The following is a 22,522-nucleotide window of genomic DNA, read 5'->3' as shown; positions in this document are numbered from 1 at the left end:
TACCCGCGGGATTCCTTAAAGCTTTGTGCTTTTGAAGAAGCTAATTAAGCTTCGGCTTCAGCGTCAGCCTTCTTCTTGGAGCTCTTCTTCTTCGGGGCGGTAGCTTCACCGATGGTGGTGCCAGATTCGCCCGGCTTGTGAGAGTCCATCCAAGCCTTGAGCTCAGCGGATTCACGGTTCTTGAAGTAGTCAACCACAGAGAGGAAGATCTTACGATTGTTCTGATCGATTTCGGTCACGACAGCCGGAACTTCGTCGCCAACCTTGAATGCATCGGCCGGAACCTTGATGTATTCAGCGGTGAGCTTGGAAACCGGGATGAAGCCTTCGATACCGTCAGCGAGTTCAACCACGACGCCGCGGTCGAGCATGCGAACGATCTTGCCCTTCACTTCGCTGTTCACCGGGTAGGTGGAATCAATGGTATCCCACGGATCTTCGGTGAGGTGCTTCATGGAGAGGGAAATACGACGCTTTTCCTTATCGACAGCGAGCACGACGCATTCAACCTTGTCGCCCTTCTTGACCATTTCGTTCGGGTGAGTAATCTTCTTGGTCCAGGACATGTCGGAAACGTGGATGAGGCCATCAACACCTTCCTTGATTTCGACGAATGCGCCGAAGGAAGCGATGTTGCGGATTTCACCAACCACGCGGGCACCCGGCGGAAGTTCGGTTTCGATAGAATCCCACGGATCAGATTCGAGCTGCTTCATGCCGAGAGAGATGCGTTCTGCATCTTCTTCAACCTTGAGCACGACAGCTTCAACTTCCTGACCAACGGTGAGGATCTTGGACGGGTGCTTGACATGCTGAGTCCAGGACATTTCGGAAACGTGGATGAGGCCTTCGACGCCGCTATCCAGTTCAACGAATGCACCGTAATCGGTAATGGAAACAACCTTACCCTTAACGATAGCGCCTTCCGGATAACGTTCGGCGATATCCTTCCACGGATGCGGCTTAAGCTGCTTCATGCCGAGAGAGATACGTTCCTTCTTGTCGTTGAAGTCGAGAACCATAACTTCGACTTCCTGGCCGAGCTGGAGCAATTCGGTCGGGTGGTTGATGCGCTTGTAGCTCATGTCGGTGATGTGGAGGAGGCCGTCTACGCCGCCGAGGTCAATGAATGCACCGAAGTCGGTGATGTTCTTGACGATACCCTTGCGGACCTGACCCTTCTCGAGAGTTTCGAGAACGTCGCCACGCTGCTTGTTGCGTTCTTCTTCGAGAACAACACGGCGAGAAACGACGATGTTGCGGCGAGCCTTGTTGACCTTGATAACCTTGAGGTCGAAATCCTGACCGATGAGGGCGTTGATGTCCGGGATCTGACGGAGGTCGATCTGGGAACCCGGGAGGAAGGCGTCGATGCCGAACAGGTCGACAACCACACCGCCCTTGATACGCTTCGTGAGCGTACCGCGCACGACTTCGTTGTTTTCGAATGCAGCGTGGATGCGATCCCACACGCGCACGAAGTCGGCCTTCTGCTTCGACAAGATGAGACGACCGTCTTCATCTTCGAGCTTTTCGACAAACACTTCGATTTCGGAACCGATTTCGAGGGAGTCCGTGTCCTTGAATTCAGCACGGTCAATGACACCTTCGGACTTGTAGTTCACGTCGATCAAGACTTCCTGGTCGTTCACCTGGCTAATCTTACCAGTGACGAGCTTGCCCTGTTCGAGGCAATCCATGCCGGCGTAAACGTCAGCGTTCTGCTTACGGAAGTCGGGGCTGCATTCGCCCTGAGCGGCGAGGATTTCAGCGAGATCTTCAGCGGTACCGAATTTGAGATTTTGAGACATATTGTTTAATTGGGTTGCGGAACAAAGGATTCAGGCTACGCCACTACACCTACGTAGTCGAGAATCTTTTGAACCTGTTGTTGGATTGAGATGTGTGTAGTGTCAATTTCAATAGCGTCGTCCGCTTTCTTTAACGGGGCGGTAGCGCGCGAAGAATCCAGACGGTCGCGTTCGACCAGGTTGTTGAGGACTTCTTCGAGCGTTACCTTTTCGCCCTTTTCAAGGAGTTCCTTGTAGCGGCGTTCGGCACGGACTTTAACGTCTGTGACCATGAAAAACTTGTACTTGGCATCGGGGAAGACGACCGTACCGATGTCGCGGCCATCCAGAATGCAACTCTGCTTCTTGCCGATTTCGCGCTGCTGCTTGGTCATGGCGGCGCGGACCGACGGGAGTGCGCAGTAAATGCTCACGTTGCTCGACACCTTCATGCCGCGGATTTCACTTTCGCGGCAGACACCGTTGATGAGGATGTGATTTTCGGAATCGAACCCGAGGGTCAGGTTTTCGAGCAATTTGTCCATCGCGGGGCCTTCTTCGGCTGCGAGGCCTGCGTCGAGGGCGGCAAGTGTCACGGCGCGATACATGGCACCCGTGTCCAAATAGGTAATACCTAAAGTCTTTGCAACGATTTTTGCAGTGGTACTCTTGCCGGTACCCGAACCGCCATCAAGGGCGATGACAAAATTTTCAGAATTGCTCATGAGTGGGGCAAAAGATAGAAAAATCTAGTACAGGTCGTAATAGTAATAAGTCACGATACTGTGATTATTGTCCCAATATGCCAAGGTATAGCCGTCTTGATAGACGGTCAGTTCATCATCATCTTGATAAAAGTTGTAATATCTACCATATTCCGGGTCGTAGCCTTCGGTGTATTCCGATGCAAGATAATAATAGTAGTCGCCATCGAGGCTTAAAGTGGCCAATCCGTCGCTGTCGATTCGCAGGCTGACGGTCATCGAAGGACTAATGGAATGAATCGGACCGCAGTTGTATGCCTCAAATGCGTTAAAATCGCAATCCTGTGTGTAGTAATAGTGAAAACGCTTGTTGAACCTAGCTCCGTCTGCAGCTGGGTCTGGTCCAAGGTCGCAGGCTGCTAGGCAAAATAATACTGCAAAAAACGACGCCTTGAATAGCGCCGTTTTCGAAAAACTTTTGAATACGTTAATCATTACGGATTTTCGTAGTCGCCGCCGTAGAGCTGTTCTTCAGCTTCCTGCGTGCTTTCGTCTTCGTAAGCTTCCGGAGCCTGCAAGTCGCGGGTGCTGCCGTACTTACGCTTTTCTTCGTCGGTCAGCTTGTTGGAATAGACGATTTCTTCTTGTTCCTGGTGAGCTTCTTCCTCTTCTTCTTGAAGAATCTTCTGACCCTGTTCAATGCGGCGTTTCACGCGTTCGTCTTCCATCTGCTTGAGGTTGGTGCCAACCTTGGCCTGATCTTCGGACATCACGTAGCGACCATTAGCTTCGTCCATGGCGTCCTTGATGCCAACCAAGCGACCGCGGCCATCAACCTGGAGGCCAGCTCTGCGGAGTGTCGAAAGCGGAAGTCTGCGGGCGGCAGTCTTGTATTCATCCTTGAATTCGTAACCGTCAGAGGTAGCGATAACATCGGCTTCGCTCGGTGTTACGTATTCAAGAGCTTCCTGCCAGCGAGAACCCTGCACGCAAGACGTGAATCCGACCAATGCGTTGTCCAGGGCTTCCGGGTCATCAGACCTAGAACCTGCACAGCCGGTCAGAACCAATGCTGCCAAAGAAAGATATGCCAAAATTTTTTTCATAAGGCCAAACCTCCGAAAAAACGAAAATTCTATATAAATATAAACATTTTTTGATAAAGTCAACAAAAAAGAAGTTTTTTTTTCAATTTGCAAGCCATTTTCTTGCTATCATTTAGTCCGATGAACGAAAAATCAGACATTTACCGCATTAAAAAAGACGATAGAGAAATTATTCTAATTGGTACCGCCCATATTTCGCAGGCCTCCAAGGACCTGGTTCGGGCGACTATTGAAGCGGAATCACCGGATACAGTTTGTGTTGAATTGGACGAAGGACGCTTGAATTCTATCAAGGACCCGGACCGCTGGAAAAAGACTGATTTAAAACAAGTTATCAAGAAAAAACAACTGGCGACGCTAATTGCAAACTTGGTGCTCGGGTCTTATCAAAAGCGCATGGGCGCCCAAACTGGCGTAAAGCCGGGCTCAGAACTCAAGGAAGCGGTCGATGTCGCCGCCGAAAAGAATTCCGAACTGGTGCTTGCCGACCGCGATATCAAGATTACCCTTAAGCGCACTTGGGCATGCACGCCCTGGTACCGCAAGCTGAGCCTCTTGGGCGGACTCATTGCAAGCATTTTCGACAAGACCGAAGTCAGCGAAGAAGACTTGGCCAAGATAAAGCAACAAGATGCCTTGAGCGCCATGATGCAGGATTTCGGAAAGTCGTTCCCCGAAGTCAAACAGGTGCTTATCGACGAACGCGACCAGTTCCTCGCAAGCAAAATCAAGAATGCTCCGGGCAAAAAGATTGTGGCGGTCGTGGGTGCAGGCCACATGAACGGCATTGCTCACATTATCGAAGAAGACCGTGAACTCCCGAGCGAAGAATCCATTAGCGTGATTCCGAAGAGCGCTCCGATTTGGAAAATTATCGGCTGGGCAATTCCGGTTGCCATTATTGCAAGCATTATCGCTGTCGGTGTTCATACCGGTGCCGAAAAGGCCGGCGAACTTAGCTTGCAGTGGGCGATGCTTACTGGCGGTGGAGCCATGCTTGGCACGATCGTTGCTGGTGGTCATCCGCTTACGGTTTTGGTGGCGCTAATCGCAGCTCCGTTTACAGGTCTTACTCCGCTGATTGGTGTCGGGTTCTTTACCGCACTTACGCAGGTATACATGCGCCCGCCGCGAGTGTCTGAAATGGAAACTTTGACCGACGACATTTGGCAGGTTAAGCGCTGGTGGAAAAACCGCGTGACGCGCGTGATTCTCTGCTTCTTGTGCCCGGGTATTCCTGCGATTATCGGAAAGATTCTCGCGATTTTCAAGATTTACCAGGCGTTTTAATCTAGCGCTTTAAGGTAATCGACCCAGTCGAAATCGGGTGTGATTTGCACCGCTTGAATGCAGCAATTTTTTGCGGCATTTACGTTATCGATGTTATCGTCGAGGAAGATTGTGTCCGATGTCTCTGAGCCGCGACCTGCATCGATGGTTTTAATAACTTGTTCGAAAATTTCGGCGTGCGGTTTTTCTAGGTGCATTTCTTGACTCAAGAAAACCTTGTCGAAAAAATCTTCGCATCGGTTCCCGTTTGCGTTGAACCAATGGTCTAGGCAATATTGCCAGTGCAGGTCGTTGGTGTTACTGAGCAGGTAGACGTTTGCACGTTGCTTGAGAGCCTTGATGGCGTCCAGCTTTCGTTTGGGGATGCCAAGGCAAATGCTGTTCCAGGCGTGAGCAACTTGTTCGGGGGTTGTGCCCGGATTGCACCTGGTGGCAAGGCGCCTGCAGAATTCATCGGTCGTAAAATGTCCGAGTTGGTAACGGTGCATCAAGTCGGCGGCTTCGCCTACATCAAAGCGAAGTTCGCTTTCGGGGAGTCCGAGTGCAGCAAAGCCGTCAAGGGCTTTCTGCATGTTGATGTCGAGAATGACTCCGCCTAAATCAAAGATGAAGTTCTTGTATGCCATAGCTTACCGTGCGCCGCAAAAATATAAAAATGGCTTCTAGAATTTTGCTAGAAGCCATTCTCTATAAACAAAGTTGAGGTGTTACTTTGTGAATCTTATTCTGCGAAGAGGGCGGTAGAAAGGTAACGGTCGCCGGTATCCGGGAGGAGCGCGACAATCGTCTTGCCCTTGTTTTCCGGGCGCTTCGCGAGTTCCTTGGCGGCCCAGAGAGCGGCGCCAGAAGAAATGCCCACGAGCACGCCTTCGGTCTTGCCGATTTCGCGGCCGGCTTCGAATGCGGCTTCGTTTTCGACAGCAATCACTTCGTCATAAACTTTGGTGTTCAGGGTTTCAGGAACAAAGCCTGCGCCAATGCCCTGGATCTTGTGGGCGCCTGCAGTCCCCTTGGAGAGCACCGGAGAGCTTGCCGGTTCGACAGCGACAACCTTCACGTTCGGGTTCTTGGACTTGAGGTATTCGCCTACGCCAGTCACCGTACCACCAGTACCGACACCGGCTACAAAGATATCGACCTTACCATCGGTGTCTTCCCAGATTTCGGGACCGGTGGTTGCCTTGTGGGCGGCCGGGTTAGCCGGGTTCACAAACTGGCCCGGAATAAAGCTGTTCGGAATTTCCTTGGCGAGTTCGTCGGCCTTTTCGATTGCGCCCTTCATACCCTTGGCGCCTTCGGTCAGCACGAGTTCTGCACCGTAAGCCTTCATAATCTGGCGACGTTCCACGCTCATGGTTTCGGGCATCACGATGATGATGCGGTAGCCACGTGCTGCAGCGACAGATGCAAGACCGATACCGGTGTTACCCGAAGTCGGTTCAATAATCACGGCACCCTTCTTGAGCTTGCCGCTCTTTTCGGCTTCGTCAATCATCGCCTTTGCAATACGGTCCTTCACGGAACCGGCGGGGTTAAAGTATTCGAGCTTTCCGAGAATCTTGGCTCCAAGGCCTTCTTCAATATGGGTGAGTTCGAGAAGCGGGGTGTGACCGATGAGCTGGTCGGCAGAGGTGTAGATCTTTGACATGTAGAAATCCTTTTTTTTGCGTCGCGGACGCTGTTTGAATTTAACACTGAAAAGTTAGAAATAAAATAGTATAATATTCCTATCAAAACAATAGGGAAACAAAGGCTTGCGTGAAATTATTTTGTTACAATCTTCTTACTAATAGTTTTAAACTATGACTGGCGGTCGGAAATGTGGCTAGAATGCGCTATAATCCGCAATTCCAGTTTTTCCCGCCTGGAATTTTGCCTCTGGCCTTGGGGCTATTGCGCAAAAATTGGTCTAGCTTGACTCCGTCCAGGTAATCTCTGATCATGGAATGGAGCTCTTTCCACACCGGGAGCGTAATGCAGATGTCGGCGCGATCGCAGGTGTTTTCCTTTTCGTCAAGGCAGGCGACGGGAGAAACGGATGTTTCTACAACCGAAAGGATTTGCCACACGCTACATTGTGCGGGTTCGCAGTTGAGCCTGTAACCGCCGGCTTTGCCGCGGGCGCCCGTAAGCAGTTTCCCGCGAACGAGCGAACCTAAAATGCCTTCAAGGTATTTTTCAGAAATTTGCTGCCTTTCGGCAAGTTCCTGTAACTTCACGTATTCGTCCTTGCTGTGCTGAGCAAGGTCAATCATGACGCGGAGCGCATAGCGGCCTTTGGTAGAAATTCTCATAATGATACCTTATTTTCCTAAATAATAGGAATTAATTGTGGGCCTTAGAAAAAATGCACCGGGATTTGCGTCTTTTTCTTGCTTGCAGGCTCGATTACTGCTGCCGAGAACTTTGCCGCTGCAAACAGGCGGTTCGTGATGTCGACAACTTCATCTTCGGGCATAGACTGGATTAGCTTTTCGGATTGTTCCATGGTATGGAATTCGCCCAAGTGCAGCACCTGTTCGGCCATGCGGACAACGCGCTTTTCGGGGCTGTCGGCACCCAAGTACATGGCGCCCAGAATATTGGTCTTGGTGCGTTCGTATTCACCCTTGTTGAATCCGCGCTTCAAGAAACTTCTGATTTCGTTGAGAGAAAGTTCGAGAGCCGTGTTCAACTGGTGCGGCTCTGTGGCAAGAGATACGCCCCAGTCGGTGCAGTCGAGGTAAACGTCTGCGGTTGAATACACGGAGTAGGCGAGGCCTTTGTCTTCGCGAATTTTTTGGAATAGGCGGCTAGCCATGCCCGCACCCATCGCGACGTTAAAGAGCGAAAGGGCGCAGCGGGCGCGTTCATCCATCAGGCTGCGGTCAAAGCTTAAACCCCAGAAAAGGTTTGACTGTGCAATGTCTTGCTTTTGTACGACTTTGACGCTATTGCTTGCCTTGTAAATGTCGGTGGGCGTGGTGCCGTTCACTTTCTTTTCGGCAAATTTTTCGGCACAGAGGGCGACTAGTTCTTCGTGATTCACCTTGCCTGAGGCACAAATCAAGAGCGGAATCTCGTTGATGACTTGCTCTTTGTATTTGAGCATTTGCTTGTGGGTGAGCGCCTTGACTTGCTTGATGTTCCCGGTAATGGAATGGGCGATGCCGCATCCCTTGAAGTGAATGGCGTTAAAGACGTCGCCCACGATTTCTTCGGGAATGTCGTCGTAGCTGTGGATTTCTTCGATAATCACACGGCGTTCTTTTTCCATTTCCTTCTTGTCCATGCGTGGGTGCATGAGCATGTCTGCAATCACGTCGATGGCGAGCGGCAAGTGGCTGCGTTCAATTTGCGCGTAGAATCCCGTTTCTTGGCGGGTGGTGTAGGCTTCCAGGTTTCCGCCTTTGTCTTCGATAGCGCGGGCAATTTCAAGGGCGCTGCGTTTTTCGGTTCCCTTGAATACCAGGTGTTCGTAAAAATGACTCAGGCCAAATTCATCTTTCGATTCGTGACGCGATCCGCGCGGCACCCAGACGCCAACCGCAACCGAATAAGCATGCGGCATGTAGTCTGTTAAAATAGTGATTCCGTTATCGAGGGTAGTTTTCTTTACAATCTGTTTCATAGCTAGTTGTTATTTAAGTGTCATCCTGAGCGAAGTCGAAGGATCTATGTCTTATTTCCTCTTGCGTTCGCATACTCCCTATGTTTTGCCTTCACTTCTTCGCTCACATTCATGCAACCTTGCAATTTATAATAAAAGTCTTCAAGCTGTTGCATAGTGTAAATGGTCTTGCGGCTTGTGATGCGCTTGAGTAGGGCGTCTTGCAGTTCGCTGCAGTGAACGATACTCCAGAATTCGTTATCCTTGGGCACTTTTCGTAAGGTGCAGCGGTCGCTGAATACCACGAACGAGATAAAGTGTGCCTGCTCATGGCGGATTTTGAGGAAATGTTCCAGTGCTAAAATATGTCCGATATTTTGGCGAATCGGGTTATGGAACGTATGCTCGGTACTTGCGTTCAAATGCTGGTTCCAACGTTCGCTTTCAAGGTCGCCTGCAATTTCGCCCGAAAGGTTTTTGCTTTCAAGAACGTAAATGCCCGATTGGTGCAAAAGCAATGCGTCGATTTCGGTGTAGCCTGCTCGGGCCGGAATGTAAAGGTTTCGCATTAGCACATAACGGCGCTTGTCGGTGTCGCAGACGCGTGCGGTCAATGCCATCATGGCCGCTTCGCCAAAAATACCTCGCGGGTCGTTTGCAATACGCTCGTCGTTGAATTTTGGGTCCGGCTTAAAGAAGTTTTCGCTGCGGGTAGGCGCATGCGTGATGCCGTAACCGCCCAATTCAAAAGGCTTGTCCAGCCCGCGAATTCCATCGCTCAGACCCTTGCGGCGTTCCTGCTCAAAGTCGCGGAAAGTCTTTCGGCGACCATCGCCATGGTACATTTTCGGATTCTTCTTCGGCGTTTTGCCCTTAATCTTAAAAAAGACAAGGGCGAGCAACAGAACAATGCCGATAAGAGTCGAAAAAGTCATGCCGCAAGTATAGTAATTTTAAATGGGAAAATTTTTTTTATTTTATTTATTGTGTTGCAGGGTATCAAATCAATTATTCTTTTTTCTGTGCTTGGCTTGACCATTGGGGTTGCCCCTCTTTGGGCTGAGGATGTTTGCGAATTTGACTTTTTCCTTTTGGACCATTTTGTTCAGCCTGAGTTGTCTAAGGTCCCTGCGGTGTTGGACTACTTGGTAGAAAATGCTCCTAAAGTTAAGAATGAATTGTGCAAAGACAAGTCTAAACAAAAGGGGCTGACTTACAAGGCTGGGAAACTTTATTCTACCAACCGTGAAGGCTCTGGTGCTGTTCCTGAGGTGAGCACAAGATATTTTGGTTTTGAAGGCCGTGAAGTCGATGGCCGTAAACTGACTGTAGAAGACAATGCCGCCTATAACCTAGTTTTGGATTACATTATTGCAAAGTACGACGGATTCTATGCATTAGCGAAAAAGACTTCTTTACAGACAAGTTCTAGACTAACAACGGGCGGCTTCCTTGAATATATGCTTAGGTATCGGGTTTCTCCAGGTACTGTTGCTGATGTGGCAAGAGAAGTTGCTTTAGCACCCTCTACAATTGCTGCCGATGCGGCTGCATCATGGGCAATGCTCTGGATTCAGAAAGAAAGTCCCTATGAGCGTGACAGCTATTACGAATTTGATTACAGCTGGTTGTTAGTTGCCCGTGACAACTTTCTAGCTCGGTATCCCAATAGCCGTTACCGTAACGCATTGAATGCTTTGATTAACGAAAATATCGTTTCGGAGTTGTACAACGCCGATAAAAAGAGTGGGGTGCTTTCCCTTGGTGTAGGGCTTTCGGTGGGGAAGACTGTAAAAAGCTCATCTCTCGACCCCATCGATGAAACTTTTACTTTCTCTCTTCCTAATGGACGCGTTCAAGTCTATCGTTTTGTCTTTCAAATTCAAGCGGATATCCTTGTGGCGAATGGTATTTCTGCTGCGGGATTGGATGCCATGATTGGGCCGACATTTGAGTTCAATGACGAATATGCTGTTGATGTTCTTGCGGGCTTGGGCTTTGAAGAAATTTATGTAGGCGAAGATTCCATCATGAGCCTAGCTTTCATGGGTGGCGTTCAGGCCTTGCGAAGACTGCCCCTTGGCGATATGGCGTATATCGTCCCCAAGTTGCAATGGCTAGTAAAGACATTCAAATTTGACGATCCGATAAAGAACCGCAAACGTCGTGCCTTTATGAATCAGTTCAGTATCGGAATTTCGTTTGAAGGCCGCCAGCCTCTTTCGAGGCTGAACGTGTTCAAGTGATTTAGAGAATTACACTCTTCCGAAACGGCGAGTTTTGCGGAAGGGCTTGTCGCCAAAGCTTCGCTCGTCGTGGTCTTTGTGGAATCGGTCTTCCTTTTTGCCGAACTTCTTGTCACCGAACTTTTTGCCGTGGCGGTCGCCGAATTCCTTGTGGCCTTCTCCGCGGTGGAAACTGCGGCGGTCTTCGCGGCTCGCGCGCGGGCGGGTTCCGGGTGCGGGGCCGGTAGGCGGCTCATCAGTCATCAGACGGAATCTGGATTCGTTTCCGCGAATGGTCATGTCGGCCAAAATGTCGAGGACTTCTTGCGGCATGGTTTCGGGGAGTTCTACGGTGCTGAACTTGTCGAACAGCTTGATGCGCCCGATGTTGGAACTGCTGATGTTGCCTTCGCCGGCAATGGCGCCTACGATGTCTCGCGGCGTCACGTGGTCGCGGCGGCCCACGCCCAAGTAGTAGCGTAGGTAGCCTTCTTCGACGCCGTTCGCGCCTTCGTTGCGTTCTTTGCGGAGTCGGCTCTTTTCTTCGCGGTCAAGGCCAAAGTTATCGTTACGTTCGCGGCGTTCACGCGGAGCGTCCAGCGGCTTGAGTTCCGGGAACAGCGGCTGTTTTTTCTGCCAAATCTTGATAACGGCGGCAGCGATGTCTGCGGCGGTCAGCGGTTCAGAACCTTCTGTAGCGCTTTCGGCGACCATGCTTTCCACAAGTTCCTTGAACTTGTCGAGTTCGCCAGTGGTAATAACGCTTTTGATTTTATCCTTGAAGGCGGCGACGCGCTTTGCGCTGATGATTTCGGCGGTCGGCAATTCCATCGTTTCGATGGGCTGGCGGGTTGCCTTTTCGATAATCTTGAGCATCTTCTTTTCACGCGGGGTGATAAAGAGGATTGCGTTGCCGCTGCGGCCTGCACGACCCGTACGGCCGATGCGGTGCACGTAAGATTCGGTGTCGTAAGGAATGTCGTAGTTCACCACATGCGTAATGCGGTCCACGTCGATTCCGCGGGCGGCCACGTCGGTGGCGACAACGATATCGAGCTTGCCCATCTTGAGTCGGTTGATGGTGCGTTCGCGCATGGACTGGGCAAGGTCACCGTTGAGCGGGGCCACATTGAATCCGCGGCTTTCAAGCTTTTCGGCGACTTCGGTGGTGTTCTGCTTGGTGCGCACGAAAATCAGTACGCCGTCAAAGTCTTCGCCTTCGAGCACGCGGGCGAGGGCTTCGATCTTGTGCTCGTTCTTTACGAGCAAATAACGCTGGCGGATGTTTTCGACAGTCGTCGTCTTGCCTTCGATGCAGGCTTCTTCGTATTCGCCCAAGTGCTGTTCGATAATCTTCTTGACTTCTTTAGGCATGGTTGCGCTAAAGAGGGCGCGCTGGGCGCTTGCCGGGATTTCCTTGAGGATTGTTTCCACATCTTCCATGAATCCCATGTCGAGCATTTCATCGGCTTCGTCGAGAACGATGGCCTTTACGCCCGAAAGCACGATGGAGCCGCGCTTAATATGGTCAATCAGGCGGCCCGGAGTGGCAACCACGATGTTTGCCTGGCGCTTGAGGGCGCGGAGCTGTACGGCGATGTCCTGTCCGCCGTAAACCGGAACCACATGCACCTTCGGCATCTTGGCGGCATACTGCTGAATGGCTTCGGCCACCTGAATGGCGAGTTCGCGGGTCGGTGTGAGCACGAGCATCGAGGTCTCGTGACCGTTAAAGTCGAGTCTCGAAAGCAGCGGGAGCGAGAATGCGGCGGTCTTTCCAGTACCGGTTTGAGCCGTACCGAGTAAGTTTCCTCCCTGCAAAAGGGCCGGAATGGCCTTTGCCTGAATGGGGGAGGGCGTCTCGTAGTTCAGTGCCTTGATGGCTTCAAGAACTTCGTCTGCAAGTCCGAGGTCTTCGAAAGTTACGAGGGCTTCGTCGCCCGGTTCTTCGTCAGAATCGTCGGAGGAATCTTCAGCAATCTCTTCTGCCGCTTCTTCTTGGGCCGGAGTTTCTTCAGCGACTACCGGTTCTGCGCAACTCTTTTTAGATTCGGCGTAATCTTCGGCGCTTTCGTCTTCCTCGGGCTGTTCGACTTCGCCTTCTTCAAATTCGACCTTTGTGCCGACTTCGATGGCGGATTTTCTGCCCTTCTTGAGCACGTCGCCTTCTTCGTCGACGACCACACCGTTCGGGTTCAGTTCCAGGAACGCTGCTTCGTCAGCTTCGTCTTCGTCGGCACCGCCTGCAATAGCGTTCAAAAACGCGTCTGCTTCGCGAGCAATCTTGGATTTGGGGTCAATAGCTTCTTCAGGAATACGTTCTTCAGTATTCTTCGTCATAATGCACCTTCAGGGACCCGTAAACTTCATCTACGGCCCATGCCGCACTATCGATTGGTTCAGTCTTGAACCTTGAAAAGCCCCGAAGCGCACTCGCGCTTATAAACCTGAAGTTTTTTGGATCCGTTTTGTTGGATTTGCGGCCAAATGTAGAAATAAGATGGCCCTTTTTAAAGGGCGTGAAATTTTTTAGTAAAAATGTATTGTTGCGGGAGGGAACCCAGCTCGGAGTTGCGAAGGCCGCACGGTTCCCTCCCTGCACCCTCCCTTTCCTTGGCCGACGCTTTTTCTCTCAAAACAAGAGCGGGTTTGGACTACAAGCTCATTTTATTTCGCTAGGCATCCCCCTCTCAATACGAGAGAGGGATGGAACAAAGCTTTCACTTCGTTTCAAGCTTTGCCCTTCGGGTTACGACCTTTGGCCGTAATCCTTAACTGCGCTGAGTTCGCTTCGCTTCGCTTTCGCGCAGTTAATCGAACCCTCTCCGAGGGTTCTCATCCCAACTTGCGTTAAAACAAAAAGGAACCCCATATAGGGGTTCCCTTTTGTTTCAAGGAGAGAGAGGGATTCGAACCCTCGGTCCTGTGACAGACTCCGGATTTCGAGACCGGCCCATTCGACCACTCTGGCATCTCTCCGAGGTTCGCATAATGTAGTAAAATATTTTTCGGCTGTCTACGAACTCAATGCCCTTCTTTTGTGAAAACAAAAAGAGCCAATCTTTCGATCAGCTCTTTTTATACCCTTTGTCGCGGTTGAAAAAAGGAACCTTTCTTTCGAAAGGTTCCTTTTATACCTTTGAATGGGTTGAAAAAAAGGACTCATCTAATGATGAATCCTTTTTATACCCCCAAGCGGTTTCGAACCGCTGTTGCGGGAATGAAAATCCCGAGTCCTGGGCCACTAGACGATAGGGGCGATTTGTGCGACCAAATATAGGTAAGTATTTTTATTTGTCAAGGGTGTTTTTTTATTTGAAAATAAAAAACTCAGCTTCGCTGAGAGTGCTCTTTTTATACCTTGGAAGGGTTGAAAAAAGGAACCTTTCTTTCGAAAGGTTCCTTTTATACCCCCAAGCGGTTTCGAACCGCTGTTGCGGGAATGAAAATCCCGAGTCCTGGGCCACTAGACGATAGGGGCGTTTAGTAGGGCCAAATATAGGTAACTATTTAATTTTAGTCAAGGGTGCTACTCGAAAAAAGTTAATTTTTCTGCGTGAATCTGCGAAAATGGCTGAAAAAATCCTTGAAAGGCGGCGTAATCCGCTTTTTGCCGATGGCGCTTTTGGCAAGTGCTGCCGATGCGGCGGTGCTCTGGGGTATTCGCTCCTTTATCGATATCGTCGGGGGCAAGGCAGATATTCCGCTTGCAGCCTGGGTCGGGGGAATGGTGGTGCTCGCCATGCTTCGTCTTGTATTCCTGTACGGCAAGTCCAAGGTTTCAGAAGGTTGGCTTTATAAGGTGTCGGCTCGGGTGCAGGCATGGTTCCTGCACAGGCTCCGCGATTTGGCTCCAAAGAACTTCCACACGCCCAAGGGCGAACGCATGGTCGAATCAGCTTATGAGGCCACGGTCGTGTTGCAGAATAACGGGGGCGTTTTCTTTCAGGCTGTGCAGGCGGTGCTTCAGCTGCTGGTTTTCTTGCCAGTGCTTTTCTACATCTCTTGGCCGCTTGCCGCATTCCTTTTTGTGGTGATTGTGCCGCTGGTGGCAGTCCTTCAGCGTAAACTGCATAAGCTTGGCCCAGCCGAAGAATCCCTGTTGCGGGCACGTTCCGATTTCCGCGGGAATCTGTCGCTGGCCCGTAGGCTTTTTAGGCAGTGGAGCGGTCGCGACGAACGCAAGGATATTTCAGACGGTCTCTTAAAGGATGTTCGCGGGCTCCGCGATAACGGGCTGAATGCCGCCATCAAAAAGTCAGGCCTTTCGCTTTTGACTGAAACGGTTTCGGTGCTCGCGATGGTTTTGGTGTTGGCCTTCTGTGCGCTCCTCATGAACCGCGGCTATATGGATGCGTCTGGCCTGGTGCTGTTTACCTCGGCGGTACTTCTTTGCTACAAGCCGGTCAAGGAATGCGCCCGCGTCATGCCGCAGTTCCGCTCGGCGGTTTCAGCAATCAATGTCCTCGAAGAATTTGAACGGCTTGAGTTGTCCGGAAAATCTGCTGGCAAGGATTTTGCCGCGGCACCTAATGCAACGCCCGAAGCTGCCTCCGGCGCGGTTTCGATTCGCGGCGGTAAATTCACTTACGAAGGCTCCGAAGCTCCTGTATTTACGGACCTCGCACTCAATTGGTCCCGCGAAAAGCCTGTTCTTGTCCGTGGCAAAAACGGGGTGGGAAAGTCTACATTGCTCCGCCTGCTTTCGGGGCTTGAACGCTGGAATTCTGCCAAAGCGAATACCCCTCGAGATGTATTCTTTGTCGCCCAAGACCTGGAGCTTCCGCCCAGATGGATGCTTTCCCGCCTTCTCGAAAAACGCTTCGTTTCCGAAAAGTCTTCGATTCTCAAATCCTTTATGCAGGCTTCGGGAGCCGCCTCCCTCCTTCAAAAATCGGGCCTTTCGGGCGGTGAACGTGCCCGAGTGGCGCTCCTTTGGGCGCTAGCCTCGGACTGTCGTACCGTGCTTTTAGATGAACCTTTTGCTTCTGTGGCGTTGGTGGACCGCGAACCCCTACTTAAAGCGTACCTAAAAACGGCTGAATCGCTTGGCAAATGGACAATTATTGTGAGTCATGATGTGCTATCTCCCGAAGTTGAATGTATATTTAATGTTGCAAAGCTTTAGCGGAGGCGATTATGGAAGATCAGGTTAAACAGCAAGAAAATGCAACGGTAAGTGCTGAAAATCAAGGGCAGACAGCAAAACCCGAAGTTCAAGTGAAATTGCCGGCTGAAGATCTGCGCCCGTCGCGTCCATTTGTGTACCGTTATCGAGGGATAATTCTTGGTATTGTGGCGCTTGTTGCCTTGGCTTTTCCGCCGGCAGACCTTACCATTGTGCCGTTTCTGATTTTTATCAATATTTTGCTTATTTCCGTGTACCTACGCGTTAAGGCTCGCCGAGCCATTGGCGACCACACTCGCGGTAGTGCACAAGACGCTCCGGTTCTTGTGACCTGGGGTGCATACGGACGTCTGCGCCATCCGCTTTACGTGTCCAACATTGCCATCGCTATTGCGATTGTCGTTTTGCACTTGGGAATCAACTGGATAACTATACCATTTATTGTATTCGCACTGGCTTTTGGTATATACCTTGCCAAGCTGGATGATCGTTATCTAGAAAAACGTTTTGGTGACGAATGGAAGTTGTGGGCCATGCATACGCCCGCGTTCATTCCTCGCGAAATTCACGTGCCGGGTCCGCTTCGTAGCGGTAAAGAGGCTATTATAGCCGACAAGTATACGTGGATTTGGCTTGCGCTGGTGATTGGGATTATGCTGTTTAGAAAGATTGACTTTATCCTATGGGCTTAAACATAAAGAACTTAGGACGCCTTGCTGTAGGGACTGCCGTTAGGACGGTGGCGAAGACTGCTAGCAAATGGCCGCATCTTGAACGAGAATATCACATTGAAGAACGTCTGTTAGGGCCGTGGCCCAGCGATGGCCCCTATCTTTGGCTTCACGGAGCAAGCCTTGGCGAATGCCGCATGCTGCAAGGACTTGCTGTTGCCCTCAAAGAAGATTTGCCTGATTGCCCGAAGATTTTGATTACTTCGCAAAAGGTTGAGGTAGTCTCGTTTCTGAAGGATTCCTGTGCGGGGGTTGCGGAGGTGTCCATTGCGCCGGCCGATATTTTGTCGGCGTTGCATTCGTTTGTGAGCTCGGTGCAGCCGATTGGTTTGATTCTAGCCGAAAACGAACTTTGGCCTGGTTACCTTTCGACGGTGGCAAAACTTTCGACCCGCAGAAACATTGCACTTGTGTCTGGGCGTTACCGCAAGTCGTTCCCGTTCGTTGATTTTTCAGGCATGGGTTATGCCTGCATGCAGACGGCTGCAGACCTCGGTCGCTTTACTTACGCAAGCAAGGGCTTTGTGCCATGCACCATGGGTGGAGACTGGAAACTTCTGAACTGGGCTCGCGATGGTGGCCTTGTCTGTGTCCCCGAAAAAACTACGATCGACGTGGTGTTTCTGTCGTTCCATCAGGAAGAAGCCGATGCGTTTATTTCTATGGCGAAAGATTCTGTGGACAAAGGTGAATCGGTTGTGCTCATGCCGCGCAGGCTTTCTGAACTGGTTTACTTCCGCAGGCGATTGTACGAGGCAGGACTGCCTGTGGTAGATTATCCTTCTGTTCAAAGTGGAATGGTTTCTTTGGTGACGCGCTTTGGACTATCGCGTGAAATCCTTTTGAAAAGCAAAAGTGCGGTAGTGGGCGGTTCGTTCAATCGCCGGCTCGGAATCCATGATTTCTGGGAACCGCTTCAAATGGGCGTTGCTACCTGTGTCGGACCTTATGCCAAAGGGCATGACGATGTCGTGACCAAACTGGTTGCGGCGCATGTGGTGGGACAAATCCATTCTCCTTCGGACTATTTACGCCGTCGGCATCCGTCGCCAGATGTGGTGCGGACTTATTTGATGTGCGAAAGAATGAAGGTCTTGAATTCTTATAAGCTGTTGTTGAATTTTATAAAGGGAATCTTATGAAAAAAGTGATTCTTGCGACTCCCCGTGGTTTCTGTGCTGGTGTTGATCGCGCCATTCATGTGGTGGAAAAGGCAATTGGAAAATTCGGGACCCCTATTTATGTGCGTCACGAAATTGTGCACAACAAGTTCGTAGTCGATACGCTTAGGTCCAAGGGCGTGGTTTTTGTTGATGAACTGGACGAGGTGCCGTCGGGCTCTGTGGTGATTTTCTCTGCCCATGGGGTTGCCGAAGAAATTTACGCCGATGCAGAAAAACGTGGACTGCAGGTGCTGGACGCCAGTTGCCCGCTGGTGCTCAAGGTTCATTTTAGCGCCAAGCGTCATTATGCCGCTGGCCGCCACATCATTTTGATTGGTCATGCAGGCCATGCCGAAGTGGAAGGCACTTTGGGACAGCTCCCGCCGGGGGCAATCACGCTTATCAGGAACGAAGCCGATGCGCAAACGGTAGAAGTCCCTGCCGACAAGGAACTCGCCTATATTACGCAGACCACTCTTTCGGTGGCGGAAACCCGCAAGATTATCGAAGCGCTCAAGCAGCGTTTCCCGAATATTATCGGGCCCGATGCGGGCGACCTTTGCTATGCAACGGGCAATCGTCAGGCGGCAGTCCTCGATCTCTGCTCCAAGGTGGATATGCTCCTGGTCGTGGGAGCCAAGAATTCTTCTAATTCTAGTCGACTTATGGAACTCGGGCTTGAACAGGGCATTCCGAGCCATTTGATTGCCTCGGTCGAAGATTTGGAACCGGAATGGTTCGAAAATATCGAATCGGTGGGTATTTCGAGTGGTGCAAGTGCTCCCGAAGTGCTCGTTCAGGGGGTCGTAGACTGGATTAAAGAAAAATTTGCCCCCGTAGAAATCGAAAATTTCGTAAAATTGGTCGAATCTACCAAATTTAACCTGCCAAAGGCATTGCAAGATTGATAATTTAACCTTGACGGAACGGCGATTTTTTTCTAAAATTGCGTCCGTTATAAAACAACGGAGTTTATTATGAGCCGCATTTGTGAAGTTACCGGCAAGGCCGGCCTCGTGGGCAACATGGTTTCCCACTCTAACCGCAAGAAGTTGATGAAGCAGTTGCCGAACCTTCAGAAGAAGCGTTTCTACATTCCTGAAGAAGACCGCTGGGTGACCCTCCGCGTTAGCGCTGCTGGTCTCCGCACGATCAACAAGCTTGGTATCCAGGCTGTTGCTCAGGAACTCGGCATCTAATCTAGATCTCTAAGGTTTGCCAAGATTCGCCGCCTAACGGGGTAATCCCTCGCTAGGTGGTTCTTTGTGTTTATGTGAAAATGCAATATTGAACCTGTTCTCCGAAAATGCGGGAGAATTTTTCTTTTTAGGCTAAAAACAAATAATAATAGCTGAAAACTAAGGGCTTTTAATGCGCTTAAATGCCCTTATTTTGCTATTTTAGCGTTATATGCGCAAGTTTGCCTATTCAATTATCGCCTGTGTGGCCAGTATTTTTGTTGCCCAGTCTTTTGCTCAACCCCGCGACCTTTTTGCGGAATTCGAGGCTGAAGCCGAGGCTGCCCAGTCCAGTGCGGCTGTGGCTCCGAGTAGTGCTTCGGTTCCTTCTAGTTCCAGTGTGGCGGCAAAACCCGCCCCTGCAGCGAAACCCGCTCCTGCATCAAGCAGCAGTGTGAAGGTTTCCTCTAGTTCGGTCGCTCCGGTTTCTAGCTCTGTCGAAGTATCTTCTAGCAGCGAGGCTCCTGCTCCGGTTGATTCCGCCGCGGTTGTGGCCGAAGTTCCGGCCGATGCTGATTCTGCTTTCGTGGACACTCTCGCTGGCGATTCTGTCAGGGAAATGACTCCTGAAGAAGCCTACGCCGCCGAAATGAAAAGGCATAACGAAGAAAACCGCATTCGCGATTCTCTTGCCATGGCAGCCGTCTCTTCTTCTTCGACTGATGCTCCGTCTTCTAGCAGCATGAGCCGCCGTGAACTGCTGGGCCCTGTCAAGGTCTCCAAGGTGAACGGTATCGACGAAATGAAGGGCCGCTACAAGAGCCCGCGCAAGGCTTTGTTCATGTCGTTGGTTATTCCGGGTTCCGGACAAATGTACGTGGGTGGCTCCAACTTTACCTATGTCCGCGGTGGTGTTTACCTTGCACTTGAAGCCGCTTTGTGGGGTAGCTGGTATTACTTCTCGGTGAACAAGTACAATAAGCAGGTGGACAAGTATAAGAAGTACGCTAAGGAACATTACTCTATCGGTCGCTATGAACAGCGCATGCGTAGCTTGTACAATGCCGATGCCGTGAACTACGAATCGGAATTCCGTCGCCGTTATTTAGGCTCTCGAGAAACATTCTGCGAAGGCATTTTTGGTGTAGCGACAACGGATCGTTGCTATGACCGCGACAAACTCTACTCTGGTGATGTGGAGTACGTCAATACGTTTGTTAAGTCGCCGAAGAGCCTTGGTGACGAAATGGAAAAGGTTGACTTTGACAATGCTTCCGAAGTTTATCAGTTGATTTCTGACGATGCCTATGTGCTTGGTTGGGAAGACATTGGTGACGAAGATGTGGCCGTGGCAACATCGCTTGCTCTCGATGATCCGAACCATGCAACTGAATCGTTGGTGAAGTCCGAATCGGATTACCAGAAAAAGTACCGTAGCATGCGTAACAAGGCAAATGACTATGCCGACATGCAGGCTTGGTTCTTTGGCGGCTTGATTTTGAACCATATCATTTCGGCTGTCGATGCAGCATTCACTGCGAATTCGCACAACAAGGCCTTGTACGAAGAAGATCTTTCTTGGTACGACCACTTGCATTTCGATAGCGGAGTTTCGTTTGCAAACGGCTTTGGTTTTAACGTGCAGGCAAGCTGGGGCTTTTAATGAAACTGCTTTTGGTCTTGTTGCTCGCCGCCGCATCTGCGTTTTCGCAGGTGGTGATTTCGGTTGACCAAAATGTGAGCAAGAATTCTGATAAAAGCTGGCTCTTGGCAATGGGGTCTTCGGCCTTGTTGCCTGGTATGGGCGAACGCTATCTCGGTGAACAACAGTTTGTGCGCCCGTTTGTTTGGACTGACATAGCCCTTTGGTTTACGGCAATCGGTTCTTATGTAATTGGTGAACGCTATATTTCGTCTGCTCATAATTACGCCGTACGTCATGCTGGGCTTAATTCCGACAGCAAGAGCGTGTCCATGCTCAATTCGGTGGGCGATTACCGTAGCCGCAGTGGCGTCGCTGGTCAGAATTCTTCGCCAGACATGGATGAAGACTACAACCAGGCGATGATTCGCGCTGGCAAAGAAATCGATGAAGATTTGTCTTCTGATATTCAGTGGGATTGGGGCTCTAGCGACAATCCTGAAACAACCGAACATATCGATGAATTTAAGAGCCGTATGCGTCATTACCGCGTAAGCCGAATTGTGTTTCAGGTGTCTGTCGGCGCGCTTCTTTTGAACCGCGTGGTTTCGATGCTCAATACCATTAGAGTTTACAGGGCGACTTCTTCCAAGAGCTTTACGGACCGCATGGAATTCGTTCCGGAATTCTATGAGGATGGAAGCGGCATCTTAATGAACGTGAAATTCTAAGATAGTAGGCAGTAGACAGTGATTAGTAGACAGAGTTGCAGAAAAAATTCTTTGTTTCTTTTCACTTCTATGCATCGAATTGCAGAGTTTAATCATCTAACAAATAAGAATTAATTACTGACCACCGTCTACTTTAAACTGATTTATGAAAAAATTTGCATTGTTGCCTGTTGCGTTGCTATTGATGGCTTGCGGTGGTGATTCTACTCCTGGTGCAGGTGCTCCTGGTAAAGGCCCTGCTGGTAAGGGTGGCCCAGGCGGCAGACCTGCTCGCGAAATCGCAGTCGAAGGCTATATTGCCGAGGCCCACGAATCGGGCAAAACTTTTACTGCCATGGCAACGCTTGAACCGCAGAACAATGTACAGCTGACGGCGGCAGCTTCGGGCAGACTCACGAATCTTTATGCAAAAGACGGCGCCCAAGTTCAAAAGGGTACGCTCCTCGCTAAAATTGATGATTCCGAACTCCGTGCGCAACTCAAGCAGGCGGAATCGAACCAACAGCTCGCTCAGCAAAAGTTTGACCGCGTCAAGACGCTTTTCGAAAAAGACGGTGCTACTAAGGCTGACATGGAAGCTGCTGATGCTTCGCTCAAATCTGCCGAAGCTTCTGTAGAACTTATCAAGGCGCAAATTGCAAAGACCGAAGTTCGCGCCCCGTTTGCAGGCAAGCTCGGCTTTGTGAATGTGTCTGTGGGCGCCTGGCTTACGACGGGTACATCGATTGTTTCTTTGAGCGAAGTCAAGAAACTAAAAGCCAAGTTTGCTCTCCCGCAGCGCTATGCCTCGACACTTAAAGTGGGCGATGCCGTAGATGTAAAGGACGAAGAACGCAATGTGGCTAAGTCCGGCAAGGTGAAGGCTTTGGAGGCTGCACTTTCTGAAAGCAGCCGCACGCGCCAGGTGCTTGTCGAAGTCGAAAACGCCGGCAATGAACTTTTGGCTGGCTCTTACGCCAAGGTGAATGTTTCCATGCAGACGGGAATGGCAAAAAGCATCCCGATTCCGGCAGAAGCATTCACGCTCGATAAAGATGGCGCCTACGTGTTTGTGGCGACTGGCGGCAAGGCTAAAATCAAGCATGTTGAAACGGGGCTTCGCACACCGATTGCTGTTGATGTCACCGGTGGCCTCGATGAAGGCGATACGGTGATTACCTCTGGCTTGATTAGCCTTCGCGAAGGTGCTTCTGTCCGTATCCGCGAAATCCGTCATAATACCGATTACGAAGTGGAGTAGGTAAA

Annotated in this window: 20 protein-coding genes and 3 tRNA genes; 10 read left to right on the top strand and 13 right to left on the bottom strand. The window is 50.6% G+C overall.

From position 1 onward, the window contains the following. Positions 1 to 44 precede the first annotated feature (44 nt). From rpsA to QOL41_RS01255, 4 genes are read right to left on the bottom strand one after another with little or no spacing between them, the layout of a single operon-like run. Complete coding sequence (gene rpsA, locus QOL41_RS01270; protein WP_283428318.1) at positions 45 to 1,811, bottom strand: 30S ribosomal protein S1; 1,767 nt, start codon at positions 1,809 to 1,811, stop codon at positions 45 to 47. Positions 1,812 to 1,846: 35 nt separating this feature from the next. Further along, positions 1,847 to 2,515, bottom strand: a complete 669-nt coding sequence (cmk, locus tag QOL41_RS01265; RefSeq protein WP_283428317.1) for a (d)CMP kinase — start codon at positions 2,513 to 2,515, stop codon at positions 1,847 to 1,849. A gap of 24 nt (positions 2,516 to 2,539) precedes the next feature. Continuing rightward, positions 2,540 to 2,989 (bottom strand): hypothetical protein, encoded by a 450-nt coding sequence (locus QOL41_RS01260; protein ID WP_283428316.1) that lies wholly within the window; start codon positions 2,987 to 2,989, stop codon positions 2,540 to 2,542. Further along, positions 2,989 to 3,600 carry a hypothetical protein gene (locus tag QOL41_RS01255; protein WP_283428315.1) on the bottom strand — a complete coding sequence of 204 codons (612 nt, stop codon included), beginning with the start codon at positions 3,598 to 3,600 and terminating at the stop codon, positions 2,989 to 2,991. The genes QOL41_RS01260 and QOL41_RS01255 overlap by 1 nt, the downstream gene beginning before the upstream one ends. 120 nt (positions 3,601 to 3,720) lie before the next feature. Here QOL41_RS01255 and QOL41_RS01250 point away from each other — a divergent pair, with 120 nt between their 5' ends. After that, complete coding sequence (locus QOL41_RS01250; protein WP_173653517.1) at positions 3,721 to 4,890, top strand: TraB/GumN family protein; 1,170 nt, start codon at positions 3,721 to 3,723, stop codon at positions 4,888 to 4,890. Here QOL41_RS01250 and QOL41_RS01245 read toward each other — a convergent pair. The 5 genes from QOL41_RS01245 to QOL41_RS01225 form a co-directional block, all read right to left on the bottom strand. After that, the gene (locus QOL41_RS01245) at positions 4,887 to 5,516 is read right to left on the bottom strand and encodes an HAD family hydrolase (protein WP_283428314.1); all 630 of its coding nucleotides are present in this window, start codon (positions 5,514 to 5,516) and stop codon (positions 4,887 to 4,889) included. The genes QOL41_RS01250 and QOL41_RS01245 overlap by 4 nt on opposite strands. 95 nt (positions 5,517 to 5,611) lie before the next feature. Then, positions 5,612 to 6,538 (bottom strand): cysteine synthase A, encoded by a 927-nt coding sequence (cysK, locus tag QOL41_RS01240; protein ID WP_283428313.1) that lies wholly within the window; start codon positions 6,536 to 6,538, stop codon positions 5,612 to 5,614. A 187-nt stretch (positions 6,539 to 6,725) separates the two neighbouring features. After that, complete coding sequence (locus QOL41_RS01235; RefSeq protein WP_283428312.1) at positions 6,726 to 7,184, bottom strand: RrF2 family transcriptional regulator; 459 nt, start codon at positions 7,182 to 7,184, stop codon at positions 6,726 to 6,728. 44 nt (positions 7,185 to 7,228) lie between these two features. Further along, complete coding sequence (locus QOL41_RS01230; RefSeq protein WP_283428311.1) at positions 7,229 to 8,500, bottom strand: M16 family metallopeptidase; 1,272 nt, start codon at positions 8,498 to 8,500, stop codon at positions 7,229 to 7,231. Positions 8,501 to 8,544: 44 nt separating this feature from the next. Continuing rightward, complete coding sequence (locus QOL41_RS01225) at positions 8,545 to 9,414, bottom strand: nuclease-related domain-containing protein (RefSeq protein ID WP_283428310.1); 870 nt, start codon at positions 9,412 to 9,414, stop codon at positions 8,545 to 8,547. Positions 9,415 to 9,465: 51 nt separating this feature from the next. Here QOL41_RS01225 and QOL41_RS01220 point away from each other — a divergent pair, with 51 nt between their 5' ends. Next, entirely contained in the window at positions 9,466 to 10,725 is a 1,260-nt protein-coding gene (locus tag QOL41_RS01220) for an NOT2/NOT3/NOT5 family protein (RefSeq protein ID WP_283428309.1), read from the top strand. Between the two features lie 9 nt (positions 10,726 to 10,734). Here QOL41_RS01220 and QOL41_RS01215 read toward each other — a convergent pair whose 3' ends face one another. The 4 genes from QOL41_RS01215 to QOL41_RS01200 all read right to left on the bottom strand — a co-directional run bounded on the left by QOL41_RS01215 (position 10,735) and on the right by QOL41_RS01200 (position 14,185). Further along, positions 10,735 to 13,044, bottom strand: coding sequence for a DEAD/DEAH box helicase (locus tag QOL41_RS01215; protein ID WP_283428308.1), 2,310 nt, complete (start codon positions 13,042 to 13,044; stop codon positions 10,735 to 10,737). 554 nt (positions 13,045 to 13,598) lie between these two features. Beyond that, positions 13,599 to 13,683 (bottom strand) — tRNA-Ser (locus QOL41_RS01210). A gap of 207 nt (positions 13,684 to 13,890) precedes the next feature. Then, positions 13,891 to 13,963: transfer RNA gene (locus tag QOL41_RS01205), tRNA-Glu, on the bottom strand. 149 nt (positions 13,964 to 14,112) lie between these two features. Then, positions 14,113 to 14,185 (bottom strand) — tRNA-Glu (locus tag QOL41_RS01200). Positions 14,186 to 14,260: 75 nt separating this feature from the next. Between QOL41_RS01200 and QOL41_RS01195 the strand changes: the two genes are divergently transcribed. The 8 genes from QOL41_RS01195 (at position 14,261) to QOL41_RS01160 (ending at position 22,517) form a co-directional block, all read left to right on the top strand. Then, positions 14,261 to 15,832 (top strand): ATP-binding cassette domain-containing protein, encoded by a 1,572-nt coding sequence (locus QOL41_RS01195; RefSeq protein WP_283428307.1) that lies wholly within the window; start codon positions 14,261 to 14,263, stop codon positions 15,830 to 15,832. A gap of 11 nt (positions 15,833 to 15,843) precedes the next feature. Further along, positions 15,844 to 16,524, top strand: coding sequence for a methyltransferase family protein (locus tag QOL41_RS01190; protein ID WP_283428306.1), 681 nt, complete (start codon positions 15,844 to 15,846; stop codon positions 16,522 to 16,524). Further along, positions 16,515 to 17,705, top strand: a complete 1,191-nt coding sequence (locus tag QOL41_RS01185; RefSeq protein WP_283428305.1) for a glycosyltransferase N-terminal domain-containing protein — start codon at positions 16,515 to 16,517, stop codon at positions 17,703 to 17,705. The genes QOL41_RS01190 and QOL41_RS01185 overlap by 10 nt, the downstream gene beginning before the upstream one ends. Beyond that, positions 17,702 to 18,634, top strand: coding sequence for a 4-hydroxy-3-methylbut-2-enyl diphosphate reductase (ispH, locus tag QOL41_RS01180; RefSeq protein WP_283428304.1), 933 nt, complete (start codon positions 17,702 to 17,704; stop codon positions 18,632 to 18,634). The genes QOL41_RS01185 and ispH overlap by 4 nt, the downstream gene beginning before the upstream one ends. Before the next feature lie 69 nt (positions 18,635 to 18,703). Continuing rightward, a complete protein-coding gene (rpmB, locus tag QOL41_RS01175; protein ID WP_014546602.1) occupies positions 18,704 to 18,925 on the top strand; it encodes a 50S ribosomal protein L28 in 222 nt (73 codons plus the stop codon). 211 nt (positions 18,926 to 19,136) lie between these two features. Next, a complete protein-coding gene (locus QOL41_RS01170) occupies positions 19,137 to 20,567 on the top strand; it encodes a DUF5683 domain-containing protein (protein WP_283428303.1) in 1,431 nt (476 codons plus the stop codon). Further along, the gene (locus tag QOL41_RS01165) at positions 20,567 to 21,277 is read left to right on the top strand and encodes a hypothetical protein (RefSeq protein ID WP_173653507.1); all 711 of its coding nucleotides are present in this window, start codon (positions 20,567 to 20,569) and stop codon (positions 21,275 to 21,277) included. Before QOL41_RS01170 ends, QOL41_RS01165 begins: the two co-directional genes overlap by 1 nt. 145 nt (positions 21,278 to 21,422) lie before the next feature. Next, a complete protein-coding gene (locus tag QOL41_RS01160) occupies positions 21,423 to 22,517 on the top strand; it encodes an efflux RND transporter periplasmic adaptor subunit (RefSeq protein ID WP_283428302.1) in 1,095 nt (364 codons plus the stop codon). The last annotated feature ends 5 nt before the right edge of the window (positions 22,518 to 22,522 follow it).

Origin of the sequence: Fibrobacter sp. UWB10, from assembly GCF_900182935.1 — a bacterium.
In the GTDB taxonomy this organism is placed as follows: Bacteria; Fibrobacterota; Fibrobacteria; order Fibrobacterales; family Fibrobacteraceae; genus Fibrobacter; species Fibrobacter succinogenes_O.
The sequence above is the reverse complement of the archived record's forward strand: the minus strand, read 5'-3'. Positions and strand labels throughout refer to the sequence as shown.